Below are 14,633 nucleotides of genomic sequence, written 5' to 3'. Positions count from 1 at the left end.
TTACATGACCACGACCATCAAGGTGAACACCAACGGCAACTACGTTTCGACAATCAAGATCAACGGTATCGAGGCGGGTTCGGTCGGTCCCGGCTTTCCGGCTGAAAAGTCTTTCGGCCTTCCGCACAACAACGGCGGCCCATCTGTGTTCGAGGTGTTCGAGCGCCAAGCCACGTCCGAGGAGATCGAAGCGGCGAAGGCCGCCGCGACCAGCTGATCATTCCCCCGACACCAGCACTATGATGATCGCCCGCCGTGCCGAAAGGCGCGGCGGGCTTTTTGCGTTTTTGGGCAGGGTTGACTTGCACTGCCGACCATGAACGGAATGAGAACATCCAATCGGGGGTTTCTCATGCATTCCGCCATCGACATTTCCGGCATGCCTGCCGGGGACGAGGTCGACAGCTTCGTCATCCTGGCGCCGACCGGCTCTCGCTCCGCAGCGGCCTTGCGCCAGGTCGAGGCGTTCCTGAAGGGCTGCTTTCCGGAATATGACTTCCTTGCCAATGGCGAGAGCTCCCCTTTCGAAGGCGATTATGCGGTCCTGCCCATTTGCGGTGTCAGTGACGAAGGCGGCGAGCCGCGCACGCTGCCCTATCCCGACCAGTCCCTGGGCATCGCTGCCGCCTTGAAGGGTTTTAAGCTCGGGCTGCCGCCAGCCTTCAACTAATCAATTGGAACAACCGGGCTGTCCCGACCGTTCGACGAACGCAGCAAGTCCCTCCTGAACGATTGCTGCCAGATCGGGTAGCACCGATCGGCCCGCGCTCTTCTCCCGGAAGGCGCGGGCTCCTTCGTTTAAAGGTTGCTCCGCGTTCACGGAACCGAAACGATCAAAGTTATTGATCGGGTTGGTTGCGTGGAGTTTGTATGGCCGAAAGGCTGGCGTTTATTCCCCCGATGAAGCCCAAACTGGTTTCCAAACCACCCGAGGGTGAAGGCTGGATTCACGAGATCAAGCTCGACGGCTACCGCAGCCAGATCGTCATCAATAGCCCCGATGACATCCGCGTCTTCACAAAATCCGGCGCCGACTGGACGAGCAAGTACACCGGGCTCGTCGAAGCTGCGAGGGAACTCGAGGTCAAGAACGCGATCTTTGAGGGCGAGGCGGTCGTCACTAATGATGCCGGCCTGCCTGACTTCAACGCCCTGCAGAAGGCTGTCCACAGCGATCCCTATGCCATGATCCTCGGCGCCTTCGACATCATGCACCTCGACAGCCACGATTTGCGCGACATCGGCTGCAAGGCACGCAGGGAGCTTCTTTTCGGCATCATCAAGCCGAACAGTAGGATCCAGTTCAGTGAGGCCATACCAGGCGACCCCAAGGCGATATTCTACCTCGCCGACCAGGCGGGGCTCGAAGGGATCGTCTCGAAGCGCGCCGACAGCCCGTATCGGAGCGGCCCAACATCGAATTGGCTGAAGACGAAGAGCTTCACCATCGACGAATTCGAACTACTCGGCATCGAGCGCGAGCGTGGCAAGGCAGCATTCGCACTGCTGGCAGAGCCCGGCACCGGGAAATATGTCGGTTCAGCCTTCATCACCTTAGGTCGCGACATGAAGGACCGGCTATGGAAGCGCGTCAAGGAACGTGCAGGGCCGCCGCCGAAGGAGATGCGCAAGCGACCGGATACGGAGTGGGTGGAGCCGGGGCTGAAGCTGCGGGTAAAGCATCTTCGCGGCGACCACAGCCACATACGCCATGCGTCACTGCTGGGTTTTGGGGACGAGGATAGTTGAAGCTCCCAGGAACCTAACGCCTCGTCCCGCCTTATGGCGATATGAGCACACGCGGGATCAACTTCCTCGACAAATGGATTGCAGAACACCTGCCGGATGCAATGACAGACGATCCAATCGCCATCAGCGACCTTGCCGACCAGGCGATGCAGGCCGCTCATAGGCAGGGCATCGGCGATGAGGAAATCTACCAGGAGGTCGGCAGCGTGGTCGAGGTAATCTTTGAAGCGATGGAGAACCGCGAAGGCGGCATAGCTGCCTAAACATCGCGGCCATTGCATCCGCTTCAATGTCTCGCCCACAGTGCCACGACGGCGAAGATGTAAGAAACGGCGAGCATTGCGTAGGCAATTTGGAGCAGGGTCACGTGCGAATCCTTTAGCAGATTTCAGATGACCACCTTCATATGCCTATCGGGGCGGGAACAAACCATGAAGATATAGAAAACGACTTTCATACCCGCGATTCACAGGTGAGATTTTTCTCGGCAAAAACGCGCCTGTTGGTGCGTACCTGGTGATCGTCAAGGACCGGCCCTATATCGGCGCCATGCTCCGCCTGCCCGAGATCACCTTCCCCCTGTCGATCGACACGATCGGCAAGGCCTTGGCCATGGGCGAGGAATTCGACATCCACTGCCTCAACACCGGCTGCCATCATTCGAGCCGGCTGAATCTGGTAGCGCTCGGCCAGCGCATCGGCTTTGACCATTCCTGCTTGGTCCAGGATATCGCGTCTTATTTCTTCTGTCCGAAATGCCGAGCGGCGGGCCGCCCCGACAAAAGAATCGGCCTGACCTGTCACACGTTGACCCGCGAGCATTCGGAATGGCCGCGGGAGCGCCAAGAATGGCGCCAAAGGGTTGGCCGGGCGCGCGCGGACCCAGCCTGACTTATCCACAGAACGACTCGCGAACGCTCGTGGGACTTTTCGTGGGACTTTTCGTCTGGTTCCCCCGATATTCACCCGGCTTGATCGGGTTCTGTTCTAATGCGCCGTTTTCCCTCTTGCGCGGCAACCCCTGAGAATATAGGGCTTTGCGCGGTCCGGAGTGTAGCGCAGCCCGGTAGCGCACTTGACTGGGGGTCAAGGGGTCGTCGGTTCGAATCCGGCCACTCCGACCATCAATAAAAACAAGGACTTACCCCCAAAGTCCAACTTCGTGCCGGTCTGGCCTTTGGGACCGTGCCGAAGGTCATCCCAATACCTCATCTCGACGCCATGGTCGCTACAGGTGGTTCCGGGGCTGATGATGCTAATGCTCTGCACAAGGCGGCCACCTTCGATGATCTACCGGGCGAACTCTCCCGGTTGAAGTGGATATGCGAGCGGCAGCTGGAGCCCCGATCCATTGGCCGAGATATCGTGCCTCGTCGATGCTCAGCGTGCAGATCCTTCCGTCGGCGGCTTCGCGCAACTGACCAGCGTGACGGCGGCGGGTATTACGACGCGAATTGTGAAGCGGTATTCGGATAGCTGGACATCAAGAAGCAGCGTCCTCTGAGGCTGCCTATGTTGGCGACACGCCCATCTTGGCGAGTTCCTTTTCCAGTATTGTTCGCCGACTGCACGAGGTGGTATCGCCAGCCAAGCAGCGGTTGTTTGCAGATCCCCAGTCCAGCATGATTGCAGACATTGCGGGATTTGACCTTGGCCTATTGTAGTTGGTGGTGGCCGCAGTTGCAGGCGTGATCTTCGCCGCCGCCACCTTAGCGTTCGGAACCTGCTTCCATCCCTGCATGACCATGCAGTTCTTCATGAACTCCGCCTGGCGGATCGCATTACCCAAGGCGTTGCCGAGTTGGGCGCCCGCCACATAGCTGGGCGTTCCCCAAGCAACCATGCCTTGCTGGGTTGATGAGGACATGATCGAGCATTGTGCATTTGCATACTCGTAGGTCGGACCGTAGCCGATCTGTTCCCAATGCGAGTTTGCGGATGTCTGACAGCCGGCGATCGCCAGCGCAGCGGCCAAAGCCGCGACCATTCTCCCCCTGCCCATTTCCATGCCCCTCCCGAAGGCGAGAGAATACAAGCACAGGTAGTTGTCCGAGTCGATAGAAGGGCGCTGCATTCAGCCGGGACGGGCTCAGCAACGATAAGGACGGTTCTCGCTACTGTGCTCAGGTCGCGGCGCTCACCCGTCATCAGCTACCGATCATCTTTCCCGAGAAACCGCGCGACAGTGGCTAGGCGACGTTTGCTGCGTACGCCAACCTTTATCGTGAGCCGTATTCCAGCTTCAATAAGAAAAGGTCCCGCCGCACATGCCAGAACGGCGGGACTCGATCAGGCGCCTTGCATCAGGCAGGGGTGACTCGGGGGTTTGGGCATGCCCGGTGCGCGCGGATCGTAGTAAACCCTAGGCCCATCAGCTGCAATGCGTCCACCAACCGTCGGTTGGAAAGAACTAATTCAATCCCGATGGCTGGCCTGGCCTGAACAGGCGCGCTCAAAGCTCAGTTTCTTCCCGGGGAAGAGCTTTTTGATCAGGACAATCAGGATAGGGCAATTCTTCACACGGAGAGGGCCTGTGGCCAACTCTGCCATAATGTTCCGCGAGTTTTGCGAAACCGTAGGCGAAGGCGAAGAGAAGCGCGAGGATAACCGCTATTCGGACGGCCATGCCGTATTGTAGCAGGATCCTGGCATTGGAGCGCGCGGCGTTTTGGTACGTTTGAATGTTGAGTTCGAAAAAGGTTGGCTTTATTTGAATTGCCGTCGTCCGCAGTTGTAAGGGCGAGCGGACGCTACGAAGATGCCACGCGCTTTCGCCCTTAGGGGAGAGATGCAATGTCGCTTCAAGGGGTTGCCTGTCCTGCCGAGCTGACCATGTTGACCAAGGCACTTGATGCCCGATGCCGTGAACTAGGCCTCGCTGACGGCGATCCAGGCAGAGAAGTGCTCGGCCGCAGGGTGATGGATTTGTTCGAAAGTGGTCAGCTCAGCGCCGAAGACCTGAGACTGGCTCTGAGCGGCGAGATCTTTAACGCCAAAAATCCTCCGGCCGGAGCCAGTGGGCTTTGATACGGCAAGCGGCTATCCGCGCAGCCATTTGAATTACTGGGCCAGCGTGTGAACAAATGTGATTTGGCCGTTGGTGCCAGACGGGCTAACTTTGCCCATCGAACGAACGAGGAGAATGATCATGAAGACATTCCTCGCAATAGCCGCGGCACTGACCATGTCCATATCAGTTGCCTCTGCGGATTGCCCCGCGCATTCAAAGGTCCAGGCATCGGTCGACACGCAGACGACAGCGAGCGTCGAGAAGGCCGATATGTCGACTGTCACGGACGCTCAGACGATCAAGAAAGAAGAGCCACAGAAGACCGAGTAGCGGTAACGCTCAGCGGATCCCACGACCCGGATAAACGGCTACTGGCACACATCCACCCACTCGGCGTCGACGAGTTCGGCCAGGCGTTGCGGGCTGAGCCGTACGGCGGCATTCGTCGCGCCTGCCGCCGGGACGACCTCGTCAAAGGCGCGCAGCGAGATGTCGCAGTAGACCGGGAGCGGCGCCGGTAGGCCGAACGGGCACACCCCGCCGACGGGATGACCGGTCGCGGCAAGCACCTGTTCGGCATCCAGCATTCGCGCCTTGCCACCCAACCGGTCCTTGAATTTGCGATTGTCCAGCCTGGAGATCCCGCTGGCCACGATCAGCATCGTCTGGTCGCCGACGCGCAAGCAGATCGTCTTGGCGATCTGCGCCGGCGCTACGCCATGCGCTTCGGCGGCCAGAGGCACTGTCGCCGAGCTGGCTTCCGTGACGATAACGTCGATGTCGGGCGCGTGTGCGGCGAAAAAGGCGCGAACGGATTCGAGGCTCATCTCCGGCAATTTCCGTCTGGCGTCGCCGTGGCGGCCGGCAAGTCCACTACGTGGGTGAAAAAACGAGGCCCGCCAGGGCGACCCATGGCGAGCTCGTGGAATAAAAGCATGACACGTCGCTACGACACGGATCGCCTTTTGGCAGGCAACACGGCTTCGTCAAACAGAGCGCTTTCCGGAAGTTGAAGCGCGGAGGCAATACGCCGACGTTTCGAAGGATCGGCATCCTTGCCGCTTTCGATGTCGGCAATCTCATAGGCTGCCAGCCCGCACGCCAGGGACAGCTCTTCGATGCTGTATCCACGGGCTTCCCGGGCAGTGCGGACGGCACTGCGTTCAGGCGTAACCGCGCTCGCCGCCAGGTCGGAGTAAGGTTCGCGTTTTGCTATTTGGGGCATTGGCAACTCCGTGGGATGAAAGAGTTAGATCAAATCATGTTGTTGCCTGAGACGATCCGGAGAATGCCCGCTCGCCGGTGATTTGCCAAGCATCAAAGATAGCGTCACGGCATCGTGAACCGACGCCGGAATCAATGGCGGATGCCGGTGCGCCGACATCCGGCCGGATCGTCGGCAGACACAGTTCGGAAACAAAATTCTACAGGCCGGAAAAACTGCCGAAAAACTCCAAGGCGATAGTCCCAACCGCACCGATCGGGTCACCGACCTGAATCGGTGACGCTTAAATTCCGCCTGCGCAAAAAGGAAACGATGTCATGAACAAGCCTCTTCTCTCCGCCCTTGGACTTGCAATCGCACTTGCCCTCTCGATGCCGATCATCGGCGCAAGCAGCGCGAATGCAACGACGATGCACGCCACCGTCAAGAAGCATCACCGCCATCACTACCATCACCGCGTCCACCACCACTATCGCCACCATCACAAGAAGGTTGTGGCGAAGAAGTACTGAAAACACCCTTGGGCGAACAACCCGCAAGCAGCCGTTCTGGTCCTGGGATCAAGGGCGGCTCCATTACCGGGTTTGCCGTGTCGGCGAAAAAATGGCGGCGGTCCGCTGACCGCCGCCATTTGCTTATCTCAACGTGCCGATCTTGAACGCGCCCGCGGTGCTTGTTGCTGCCGGCCGCCGAGGAACAGACTGGCGACGAGCCCGACCAGAACCAGCCCAACAGCGGCCGCCGTCGCCGGATGATCTCGGGCGGTCTTCTCGATCGCCCGGCCTTGCCTTCTGATTGCCGGCAAGGCGTCGCCGAGGCGCTCAGTGATATCCGAATAATAATCCGACGCGGTATCGCGCCCGTCTTCGTAAAAAGCGCCGCCCCGCTTTAACACGGCTTTCTTCAAGGTGGCCAGTTCCCTGGTCAGGGCCGCGACCTGCTTGTTCAGATCGGTGTCGGAGATGCTCGAAAGCGATGCCATGACGTGCTTCCTTCTGCAGAAGGAAGCCTAACGCATGACCCTGAAGACCGTTCCGGTCAGCCCGGCGGGCTCTAGCGAACCTGATCGAGCAGGCGCTTGCATTCCAGGAGGTCGAACAGCGCCTCCTGTAGCAATGCGCGATTGTCACGGGAAAGTTTTGACGTGTCCGGCGGAACCGGACCTTCCTCGTCGGTCTTGCCTATGCCGAAAAAACGACGGCTGGGTTTCACCCTCGGCTGGCCGACCAGCATTTCGTCGTCCGGGCCGCGCGGCTGCGCCGCTTGCGTCAGCGGTACCGTGTCGGCCTGTCGGCGCTGCGAGATCGCCTCGACCGCCGCCATGTCGCCACTGCCGACGGCGATCAGAAACTGGTTGCCGTTCTCGCGCAACAGCTTCTGCACCCCCTTGATCGTATAGCCCTGATCGTAGAGCATATGGCGGATACCCTTGATCAGTTCGACGTCCTGCGGGCGGTAGTAGCGGCGGCCGCCGCCGCGCTTCATCGGCTTGATCTGGTTGAAACGCGTCTCCCAGAAGCGCAGCACGTGCTGCGGCAAATCCAGATCCTCCGCGACCTCGCTGATGGTGCGGAAAGCATCAGGGCTCTTGTCCATGGGCGAATCCTCACGCTAGAGCATGATCGCGAAGGCGGGAACCGGGTTCGGGCGACGTCACGCTTGACAAAGAGAGCAGCTTTCCGTCCCGCCGGAGCGGATCACACCCAAATACGATCCGGCCTACCGAATCGCATCTTATTTCAGCGGTTTATGAAACAATATTCAAGCCCGGCGCAAAAGCAGGGCTCGTTTTTCAACCGAAGCCTGGAGCATGATTCTCGGCAAAGTGGATCGGGCGTCTACTTGCTGCCCTTGGCTTTGCTGTTTTGATGGGAGCGCAGGATACGGTTCTTCAGCACATTCGACGACTTGAAGGTCATCACCCGGCGCGGCAGGATCGGTACTTCCTCACCGGTCTTGGGATTGCGCCCGATGCGCTCGTTTTTGGAGCGCACGTGGAAGGTCGCGAAGGACGACAGCTTCACCGTCTCGCCGCGAACGATCGCCTCGCAGATCTCATTCAGCACCGCCTCGACAAGCTCGGCCGATTCAGTACGCGACAGCCCAACCTTGCGGTAAACGGCTTCGGCGAGGTCGGCGCGCGTAAGTGTCTTTCCCCCCATACGAACCGTCCCATCAGCTCAAAAACATAAATCGATACAAGCAACGGCAGAACCTAAGTAATTGATCCGTCAAGGTCAAGGACCCGAACCCGATAGTTCGGCACTTACCAGCGGAGCAGGACGGCGCCCCAGGTGAAGCCGCCGCCCATCGCCTCAAGCAGTACCAGGTCACCCTTTTTGATGCGACCGTCGGCGACGGCCGCGGACAGTGCCAGCGGCACCGAAGCAGCGGAGGTATTACCGTGCAGATCGACGGTCACGACCACCTTCCGCTCCTCTATCCCGAGCTTTTTGGCCGAAGCGTCAATAATTCGTTTATTGGCTTGATGCGGCACGAACCAGTCGAGATCGGCGGCGCTGATGCCGGCCTGTGCGAACGTCGCCTCGATAACGTCGGTGATCATGCCGACCGCATGCTTGAACACTTCGCGGCCTTCCATCCTGAGGTGCCCGACCGTCCCGGTGGTCGACGGCCCACCGTCGACAAAAAGCTTGTCCTTGTGGATGCCGTCGGAGCGCAGGCTGGCCGCCAGAACGCCTCGGTCGGCGATGCCGCCTGCTCCCGTGCCTGCTTCCAGCACCATCGCGCCGGCGCCGTCGCCGAACAAAACGCAGGTCGAGCGGTCGTTCCAGTCGAGAATGCGCGAAAATGTTTCCGAGCCGATCACCAGCACCCGTCTGGCCAAGCCGCCGCGGATATAGAGGTCGGCGGTCGTCACTGCATAGACGAAGCCGGAGCAAACCGCCTGCAGGTCGAAGGCAAAACCGTGGTGCATGCCGAGGCGGTTCTGGATCTCGACCGCGGTCGCGGGAAAGGTGTTGTTGGGCGTCGAGGTCGCCAGCACGATCAGGTCGATGTCGTCCGCCATCAGGCCGGCGCTGTCGAGGGCTGCGCGCGCCGCCGCCTCGCCCAGCGAGGCCGTCGTCTCGTCATCGGCCGCGATGTGGCGCTGGCGAATACCGGTGCGCTGGACGATCCACTCGTCCGACGTCTCGACCATGCCTTCGAAATCGGCATTCTTCATAATGCGGCGGGGCAGCGCGGCGCCCGTGCCGCGCACGACTGATCTGATCAATGCTCTTTCCTATTCCTTTGCGTCGATGACGACGTCGGATTTCCGGATTGTCTGGGCATTCGGATTGCGGGCATGGAACAGGTCGAGATCGGCTTCGATGCGGTCAAGCAGATTGTTGCGTACCATGTCGTAGCCAAGCTCGATCGCCGCCGCAAAGCCATCCGAATCAGCCCCGCCATGGCTTTTCACCACGATGCCGTTCAACCCGAGGAAGACGCCGCCATTGGAGCGGCCGACATCCATCTTCTCGCGCAGGCGATTGAAGGCGGTCTTCGCGAAGATATAGCCGATCCTGGCCATCAGCGTGCGGTTCATCGCCGCGCGCAGATACCCGGCGATCTGCCTGACCGTGCCTTCCGCCGTCTTCAGCGCGATGTTGCCGGCAAATCCTTCGGTAACGACGACGTCGACACTGCCCTTGCCGATATCGTCACCCTCGACAAAGCCATGGTAGTTCATCGAGGCCATGTTGGCCTCGCGAAGCATGCGGCCCGCCTCCTTGACCTCCTCCTGACCCTTGATCTCCTCGACGCCGACATTGAGCAGGCCGACGCTAGGCCGTTCAATGCCGAAAACCGAGCGCGCCATGCCGGTGCCCAGAATGGCAAAATCAACCAGTTGATGCGCATCTGCGCCGATAGTGGCGCCGACGTCCAGCACCACGCTTTCGCCGCGCAATGTCGGCCAGAGCGCCGCGATTGCCGGGCGATCGATGGTCGCCATGGTGCGAAGGCAGAACCTGGACATTGCCATCAGCGCGCCGGTATTGCCGGCTGAGATGCAGGCGTCGGCAGTGCCTGCCTTGACCGCCTCGACGGCCTTCCACATCGATGATTTCCAGCGACCATGGCGCAGCGCCTGGCTCGGCTTGTCGTCCATCCGGACTGCGATCTCGCAGTGGATGAACTCGCTCACGTCCGCCAGCTTGGGGAATTTGGCGAGTTCGGGCCGTACCACTTCTTCGCGCCCATAAATGACGAAGCGTATGTCCGGACGGCGGGTGGCGACAGTCATGAGCGCCGGGATGACCACGCTTGGCCCGTGATCGCCGCCCATGGCATCGATGGAAATCCTGATCACGCGGTGTTCATCTCACGGTTGCTTGGCCAGCGGGCTTGCCAAGGTACGGGGCTCGCGAAGGTTCGGCGAAAATAACGGTTTTGGGCTGCCGCACAACCAACTTTTCTCAAATTGGATCAGCTATCAGGATTTTCCCAACAGTGATCTGAGCTTTTGCTGGAACTCATTCTCCACAGGCTCGGCATCGCCGGCGGCCTCCAGCGACACACCGGGCTTGCGCGGATAGGGATCGATCGCCAAGCCAAAGAACTGTTCGGCAAGCGCTCCGACGTCGATGGCGTCGCCGGAAAAGGTCTCCGGGCTGTCCGGCCCTTCGGCGTCGAGTAGGATCTCACCGCCGCCGTCGAAACCTTGCCGGCCGAGCTTGGATTGCTCCGGCAGGAACAGCGCTTCGACCGGCTCGTCGATATGCGCCTTGACCGGGTCGAGGGTGACGATGCAGGCCTGCGTTACATCGGCCTCGACATGGCCGCTGACTTTCACCCCGTTGCGCTTCCAGGGCTCGACCAGGAGTTCGGCGCGATAGTTTTCTACCGAAAGCAGTTCGTGCTCGGCGGCCAGCAGGGCGCGCTGCCCGGCGTCGGCATCGATCACCACCGGCAGCCCCTTTTGCGGCAGCCGAGCGACATTTGCCCGGAATGACACTGGGCTGTGGATATCAGGACGTTTCATGTTCGCCTCCACTTCGCCATCTTCATTCGGCCTGCCGCCGCTCAAGCGTTGGCCACGGGAAATACCACCGTGCCGGAAACGATCGATTCGGTCGGCTGTTCCGTGAGTTGCCTGGATGCATCGGCGGCATAGAGTGCCAGTTGCGACGCTTGCGGCCAGGCGCCGGCATCGGGCCTGACATTGCGGGCAAGGGCGCCGGTAAGTGCATCATGGTCATTTCGTTGCAGTGCATCGTCATAGGCGGCGGTGCGGCCGTAGAACATCTTCGCCAGTTTCCGCATGCGCTTCGGCACGCCGACGTCGCCAATGCCCAATTCCCGCAACGAATGTTCGACATCCATGAAGAACTCGTCGATCAGCACCTGCGCAACCTCTGCCGCCGCACCACCCTCGCCGCGCAACCGGTGCTGGAACAGGAACATGTGCAACGACAGCATCTCGAAGCGGCCGAGCGGCGTGTCCGGCACGTTCCAGGCGGAATAAAACACCGTTTGCCGCGCCGCCGCCACGATTTGTGCGTAAAGCGCCTCGGTGATGGCGCGGTTGGCATGTCGTTCGCGGCCAAAGAGGCGCTGGAACATTTGAGGGTGGTCTCCCGGGACCGTTTGTTGAAGTGGCCTTGTTGCATCGGCAAGCAAGCTGGTTTACCGGTTTTGCGGCCCAGCGCAAGTTGCGGCCAGCTTATGGAGTTGTAGTTGCGCGCGCTGAAATTCAAGTCGACTTTCCTGCCCAGGCCCGCCGGTGCGGTTTCGCTACTGGTGATCGCTGCGGCGCTTTCCGCCTGCAATTCATCCAAGATGATCGGCGATCTCAATCCGAGCGAGACGCTGACGCAAGGCTACGTCATCGACCAGCAGGCGATCGACCTGGTGCCGGTCGGCTCAAGCCGCGAACAGGTGCTGCTGGCGCTCGGCACTCCCTCGACGAAAGCGACCTTCGACAACGAGGCCTTTTATTACATTTCGCAGACGCGCAAGCGCTACGTCGCCTTCGACAAGCCGCGGCTGGTCGACCAGCATGTACTGGCAGTCTATTTCGGCGATGACGGGCGCGTCACGCAGATAGCCAATTACGGGTTGAAGGACGGCAAAGTGTTCGACTTCATCTCGCGCACCACGCCGACCGGCGGCAAGGACCAGAACTTCCTCAGCCAGATCATAAATGGCGCCAGCAAGCTGGCGCCCGGTATTCCCGGCGGCGGCGGCGGCAGCACGCTCGGCGGCACCTGATCCATTCCGGCGGAGGTCGGCTCCTTCTTTCCTTTTACTTCCCTCCCCGGAAGCGGCACATCTCAGGCAATGGAAAACCCGCGGGAGCGATCCCGCGGGTTTTTGTCTTAAGGTCGTAGCGACCGAGCTTAGCCGTGCGCGAGAACGGCCAGCAACAGCAGCGCGACGATGTTGGTGATCTTGATCGCCGGGTTGACCGCCGGGCCGGCAGTATCCTTGTAGGGGTCGCCGACCGTATCGCCGGTCACCGAAGCTTTGTGCGCTTCGGAGCCCTTCATATGCTTGACGCCGTCCTTGTCGACGAAACCATCTTCGAACGACTTCTTGGCGTTGTCCCAGGCACCGCCGCCGGAGGTCATCGAGATGGCGACGAAAAGGCCGTTGACGATGACGCCGAGCAGCGAGGCGCCGAGGGCGGCAAAGGCGGATGCCTTCGAACCGGAGATCAGGAGGACGCCGAAATAGACGACCAGCGGCGCCAGGACCGGCAACAATGACGGAACGATCATCTCCCGGATCGCTGCCTTGGTCAGAAGGTCGACGGCGCGCGCATAGTTCGGCTTCGAGGTGCCGGCCATGATGCCCGGATCCTCGCGGAACTGCTTGCGCACCTCCTGGACGATAGCACCCGCGGCGCGGCCGACGGCGGTCATGGCGATGCCGCCGAACAGATACGGGATCAGGCCGCCGAAGATCAGGCCGGCGACGACGTAAGGATTGGAGAGGTCGAAGGAGACGTCGCCCATGCCCTGGAAGTACGGGTATTTGTCGCCATTGGCGGCAAAGAACTTCAGGTCGTTAGAATAGGCCGCGAACAGCACCAGCGCGCCGAGGCCGGCCGAGCCGATGGCGTAGCCCTTGGTTACCGCCTTGGTCGTGTTGCCGACAGCGTCAAGCGCGTCGGTTGACTGGCGCACTTCCTTGGGCAGGCCGGCCATTTCGGCAATGCCACCGGCATTGTCCGTAACCGGGCCGAAGGCATCGAGCGCGACGATCATGCCGGCGAGGCCGAGCATCGTCGTCACCGCGATCGCCGTGCCGTAGAGGCCGGCAAGCTGGTATGTCGAGATGATGCCGCCGACGATGACGATCGCCGGCAACGCCGTCGCTTCCAGCGAGACCGCGAGGCCCTGGATGACGTTGGTGCCGTGACCGGTGACCGAGGCCTGGGCGATGGAGTTCACCGGACGCTTGTTGGTGCCGGTATAATATTCGGTGATCACCACGATGAGGCCGGTCACCGCAAGGCCGACAAGACCGCAGATGAACAGGTTCGTGCCGGTAATAGCCATGCCGGCGACGGTGCCGATCTCCCCCCAGCCGATACATGCCGAAGTGGCTACGGCAAGGCCGACAATCGACAGCAGCCCGGTGACGATCAGGCCCTTGTAGAGCGCGCCCATGATCGAGCCGCTGGAACCAAGCTTGACGAAGAAGGTGCCGACGATTGAGGTGAGGATGCAGGCGCCGCAGATGGCCAGCGGATAGAGCATGGCCGCGCCGAGAACGGCGGTGCCACCGAAGAAGATGGCGGCCAGGACCATCGTGGCGACCACAGTCACTGCATAGGTCTCGAACAGGTCGGCCGCCATGCCGGCGCAATCGCCGACATTGTCGCCGACATTGTCGGCAATGGTGGCCGGATTGCGTGGATCGTCTTCGGGAATGCCGGCTTCAACCTTGCCGACGAGATCCCCGCCAACGTCGGCTCCCTTGGTGAAGATGCCGCCGCCGAGACGGGCGAAGATCGAGATCAGCGAGGCGCCGAAGCCGAGCGAAACAAGCGAGTCGATGACGACGCGATCGTTTGGCTGCAGACCCATGAACTGGGTCAGGATCAGGTAGTAGATGGAGACGCCGAGAAGGGCCAGGCCAGCAACCAGCATGCCAGTAATGGCGCCCGACTTGAAGGCGATCTCGAGGCCGGCAGCGAGGCTGTTGGAAGCCGCCTGCGCGGTGCGCACATTGGCCCGCACCGAGACGTGCATGCCGATGAAGCCAGCGGCACCCGACAGAACGGCGCCGATCAAGAAGCCGATGGCGGCGGTAATCGAAAGCAGCCACCAGGCGAGAAGCAGGACCACGACACCGACGATGGCGATGGTGGTGTACTGGCGCGCCAGATAAGCCTGCGCGCCTTCGCGGATGGCCGCGGAAATTTCCTGCATGCGTGCATTGCCCTGATCGGCCGCGAGAACCGAACGTGTCGCCCAGATGGCGTAAAGGACTGAAAGCAGACCGCAGGCGATGACAGCTGAAATTATGGTCATTGCCGAATTTTCCTCGATTGGTGGCCCAAAAGAACCCCTCCCCGGGCCGTTGAGACAGGGGACGAATTTCCGCAACCGGAATCCGTCCCTTCGCAGCGGCTTATGCGAAACAGGGCTCTGAACGTCAAGATATTGTTCGGTTCTTGTCCGGCTTTCGCCC

The 14,633-nt window shown here is 60.8% G+C and carries 20 protein-coding genes and 1 tRNA gene; 10 read left to right on the top strand and 11 right to left on the bottom strand.

What is annotated here, in order from left to right:
- Positions 1–4: 4 nt before the first annotated feature.
- The 6 genes from NKJ72_RS11765 (at position 5) to NKJ72_RS11740 (ending at position 2,873) form a co-directional block, all read left to right on the top strand.
- Entirely contained in the window at positions 5–217 is a 213-nt protein-coding gene (locus NKJ72_RS11765; protein ID WP_352477187.1) for a hypothetical protein, read from the top strand.
- Positions 218–352: 135 nt separating this feature from the next.
- Positions 353–670 carry a hypothetical protein gene (locus tag NKJ72_RS11760; RefSeq protein WP_352477186.1) on the top strand — a complete coding sequence of 106 codons (318 nt, stop codon included), beginning with the start codon at positions 353–355 and terminating at the stop codon, positions 668–670.
- A 200-nt stretch (positions 671–870) separates the two neighbouring features.
- Positions 871–1,749, top strand: a complete 879-nt coding sequence (locus NKJ72_RS11755; protein WP_352477185.1) for an ATP-dependent DNA ligase — start codon at positions 871–873, stop codon at positions 1,747–1,749.
- A 101-nt stretch (positions 1,750–1,850) separates the two neighbouring features.
- The gene (locus NKJ72_RS11750) at positions 1,851–2,012 is read left to right on the top strand and encodes a hypothetical protein (RefSeq protein ID WP_352477184.1); all 162 of its coding nucleotides are present in this window, start codon (positions 1,851–1,853) and stop codon (positions 2,010–2,012) included.
- Between the two features lie 253 nt (positions 2,013–2,265).
- Complete coding sequence (locus tag NKJ72_RS11745; RefSeq protein ID WP_352477183.1) at positions 2,266–2,640, top strand: hypothetical protein; 375 nt, start codon at positions 2,266–2,268, stop codon at positions 2,638–2,640.
- Between the two features lie 156 nt (positions 2,641–2,796).
- Positions 2,797–2,873 (top strand) — tRNA-Pro (locus NKJ72_RS11740).
- Between the two features lie 386 nt (positions 2,874–3,259).
- Here the strand turns inward: NKJ72_RS11740 and NKJ72_RS11735 are convergent.
- Complete coding sequence (locus tag NKJ72_RS11735; protein ID WP_352477182.1) at positions 3,260–3,757, bottom strand: hypothetical protein; 498 nt, start codon at positions 3,755–3,757, stop codon at positions 3,260–3,262.
- 785 nt (positions 3,758–4,542) lie between these two features.
- Here NKJ72_RS11735 and NKJ72_RS11730 point away from each other — a divergent pair.
- Positions 4,543–4,776, top strand: a complete 234-nt coding sequence (locus NKJ72_RS11730) for a hypothetical protein (protein WP_352477181.1) — start codon at positions 4,543–4,545, stop codon at positions 4,774–4,776.
- 121 nt (positions 4,777–4,897) lie between these two features.
- Positions 4,898–5,089, top strand: a complete 192-nt coding sequence (locus NKJ72_RS11725; RefSeq protein WP_352477180.1) for a hypothetical protein — start codon at positions 4,898–4,900, stop codon at positions 5,087–5,089.
- Positions 5,090–5,127: 38 nt separating this feature from the next.
- Here the strand turns inward: NKJ72_RS11725 and NKJ72_RS11720 are convergent, their stop codons facing one another.
- Positions 5,128–5,586, bottom strand: a complete 459-nt coding sequence (locus NKJ72_RS11720) for a YbaK/EbsC family protein (protein ID WP_352477179.1) — start codon at positions 5,584–5,586, stop codon at positions 5,128–5,130.
- 119 nt (positions 5,587–5,705) lie between these two features.
- Positions 5,706–5,984 carry a helix-turn-helix domain-containing protein gene (locus NKJ72_RS11715; RefSeq protein ID WP_254817571.1) on the bottom strand — a complete coding sequence of 93 codons (279 nt, stop codon included), beginning with the start codon at positions 5,982–5,984 and terminating at the stop codon, positions 5,706–5,708.
- Positions 5,985–6,301: 317 nt separating this feature from the next.
- Here NKJ72_RS11715 and NKJ72_RS11710 point away from each other — a divergent pair, with 317 nt between their 5' ends.
- Positions 6,302–6,496: a hypothetical protein gene (locus tag NKJ72_RS11710; protein ID WP_352477178.1), complete on the top strand. Its 195-nt coding sequence runs from the start codon at positions 6,302–6,304 to the stop codon at positions 6,494–6,496.
- Positions 6,497–6,624: 128 nt separating this feature from the next.
- Here the strand turns inward: NKJ72_RS11710 and NKJ72_RS11705 are convergent, their stop codons facing one another.
- From NKJ72_RS11705 to NKJ72_RS11675, 7 genes are all read right to left on the bottom strand, one after another.
- Positions 6,625–6,966 (bottom strand): hypothetical protein, encoded by a 342-nt coding sequence (locus NKJ72_RS11705; RefSeq protein ID WP_352477177.1) that lies wholly within the window; start codon positions 6,964–6,966, stop codon positions 6,625–6,627.
- 71 nt (positions 6,967–7,037) lie between these two features.
- Complete coding sequence (locus NKJ72_RS11700; protein ID WP_023674511.1) at positions 7,038–7,580, bottom strand: MerR family transcriptional regulator; 543 nt, start codon at positions 7,578–7,580, stop codon at positions 7,038–7,040.
- Positions 7,581–7,822: 242 nt separating this feature from the next.
- Positions 7,823–8,146, bottom strand: coding sequence for an integration host factor subunit alpha (locus NKJ72_RS11695; protein ID WP_023717292.1), 324 nt, complete (start codon positions 8,144–8,146; stop codon positions 7,823–7,825).
- A gap of 104 nt (positions 8,147–8,250) precedes the next feature.
- Positions 8,251–9,222, bottom strand: coding sequence for a beta-ketoacyl-ACP synthase III (locus NKJ72_RS11690; protein WP_352477176.1), 972 nt, complete (start codon positions 9,220–9,222; stop codon positions 8,251–8,253).
- Between the two features lie 9 nt (positions 9,223–9,231).
- Positions 9,232–10,302 (bottom strand): phosphate acyltransferase PlsX, encoded by a 1,071-nt coding sequence (gene plsX, locus NKJ72_RS11685; RefSeq protein WP_352477175.1) that lies wholly within the window; start codon positions 10,300–10,302, stop codon positions 9,232–9,234.
- Positions 10,303–10,425: 123 nt separating this feature from the next.
- A complete protein-coding gene (locus NKJ72_RS11680; RefSeq protein ID WP_352477174.1) occupies positions 10,426–10,974 on the bottom strand; it encodes a YceD family protein in 549 nt (182 codons plus the stop codon).
- A gap of 41 nt (positions 10,975–11,015) precedes the next feature.
- Positions 11,016–11,555, bottom strand: a complete 540-nt coding sequence (locus NKJ72_RS11675) for a ubiquinol-cytochrome C chaperone family protein (RefSeq protein WP_352477173.1) — start codon at positions 11,553–11,555, stop codon at positions 11,016–11,018.
- Between the two features lie 114 nt (positions 11,556–11,669).
- Here NKJ72_RS11675 and NKJ72_RS11670 point away from each other — a divergent pair, with 114 nt between their 5' ends.
- Positions 11,670–12,203 carry an outer membrane protein assembly factor BamE gene (locus tag NKJ72_RS11670; protein WP_352477172.1) on the top strand — a complete coding sequence of 178 codons (534 nt, stop codon included), beginning with the start codon at positions 11,670–11,672 and terminating at the stop codon, positions 12,201–12,203.
- Between the two features lie 128 nt (positions 12,204–12,331).
- Here NKJ72_RS11670 and NKJ72_RS11665 read toward each other — a convergent pair whose 3' ends face one another.
- Positions 12,332–14,473 carry a sodium-translocating pyrophosphatase gene (locus NKJ72_RS11665; protein ID WP_352477171.1) on the bottom strand — a complete coding sequence of 714 codons (2,142 nt, stop codon included), beginning with the start codon at positions 14,471–14,473 and terminating at the stop codon, positions 12,332–12,334.
- Positions 14,474–14,633 lie beyond the last annotated feature (160 nt).

Origin of the sequence: Mesorhizobium sp. M0045 (genome assembly GCF_040323385.1) — a bacterium.
GTDB lineage: Bacteria > Pseudomonadota > Alphaproteobacteria > Rhizobiales > Rhizobiaceae > Mesorhizobium.
This window is presented reverse-complemented; position numbering and strand designations above follow the sequence as displayed.

Coding starts and splice junctions, on each gene's coding strand:
- NKJ72_RS11765 (WP_352477187.1), top strand. CDS start 5: ATGACCACGACCATCAAGGTGAACACCAACGGCAACTACGTTTCGACA.
- NKJ72_RS11760 (WP_352477186.1), top strand. CDS start 353: ATGCATTCCGCCATCGACATTTCCGGCATGCCTGCCGGGGACGAGGTC.
- NKJ72_RS11755 (WP_352477185.1), top strand. CDS start 871: ATGGCCGAAAGGCTGGCGTTTATTCCCCCGATGAAGCCCAAACTGGTT.
- NKJ72_RS11750 (WP_352477184.1), top strand. CDS start 1,851: ATGACAGACGATCCAATCGCCATCAGCGACCTTGCCGACCAGGCGATG.
- NKJ72_RS11735 (WP_352477182.1), bottom strand. CDS start 3,757: ATGGAAATGGGCAGGGGGAGAATGGTCGCGGCTTTGGCCGCTGCGCTG.
- NKJ72_RS11730 (WP_352477181.1), top strand. CDS start 4,543: ATGTCGCTTCAAGGGGTTGCCTGTCCTGCCGAGCTGACCATGTTGACC.
- NKJ72_RS11725 (WP_352477180.1), top strand. CDS start 4,898: ATGAAGACATTCCTCGCAATAGCCGCGGCACTGACCATGTCCATATCA.
- NKJ72_RS11720 (WP_352477179.1), bottom strand. CDS start 5,586: ATGAGCCTCGAATCCGTTCGCGCCTTTTTCGCCGCACACGCGCCCGAC.
- NKJ72_RS11715 (WP_254817571.1), bottom strand. CDS start 5,984: ATGCCCCAAATAGCAAAACGCGAACCTTACTCCGACCTGGCGGCGAGC.
- NKJ72_RS11710 (WP_352477178.1), top strand. CDS start 6,302: ATGAACAAGCCTCTTCTCTCCGCCCTTGGACTTGCAATCGCACTTGCC.
- NKJ72_RS11705 (WP_352477177.1), bottom strand. CDS start 6,966: ATGGCATCGCTTTCGAGCATCTCCGACACCGATCTGAACAAGCAGGTC.
- NKJ72_RS11700 (WP_023674511.1), bottom strand. CDS start 7,580: ATGGACAAGAGCCCTGATGCTTTCCGCACCATCAGCGAGGTCGCGGAG.
- NKJ72_RS11695 (WP_023717292.1), bottom strand. CDS start 8,146: ATGGGGGGAAAGACACTTACGCGCGCCGACCTCGCCGAAGCCGTTTAC.
- NKJ72_RS11680 (WP_352477174.1), bottom strand. CDS start 10,974: ATGAAACGTCCTGATATCCACAGCCCAGTGTCATTCCGGGCAAATGTC.
- NKJ72_RS11675 (WP_352477173.1), bottom strand. CDS start 11,555: ATGTTCCAGCGCCTCTTTGGCCGCGAACGACATGCCAACCGCGCCATC.
- NKJ72_RS11665 (WP_352477171.1), bottom strand. CDS start 14,473: ATGACCATAATTTCAGCTGTCATCGCCTGCGGTCTGCTTTCAGTCCTT.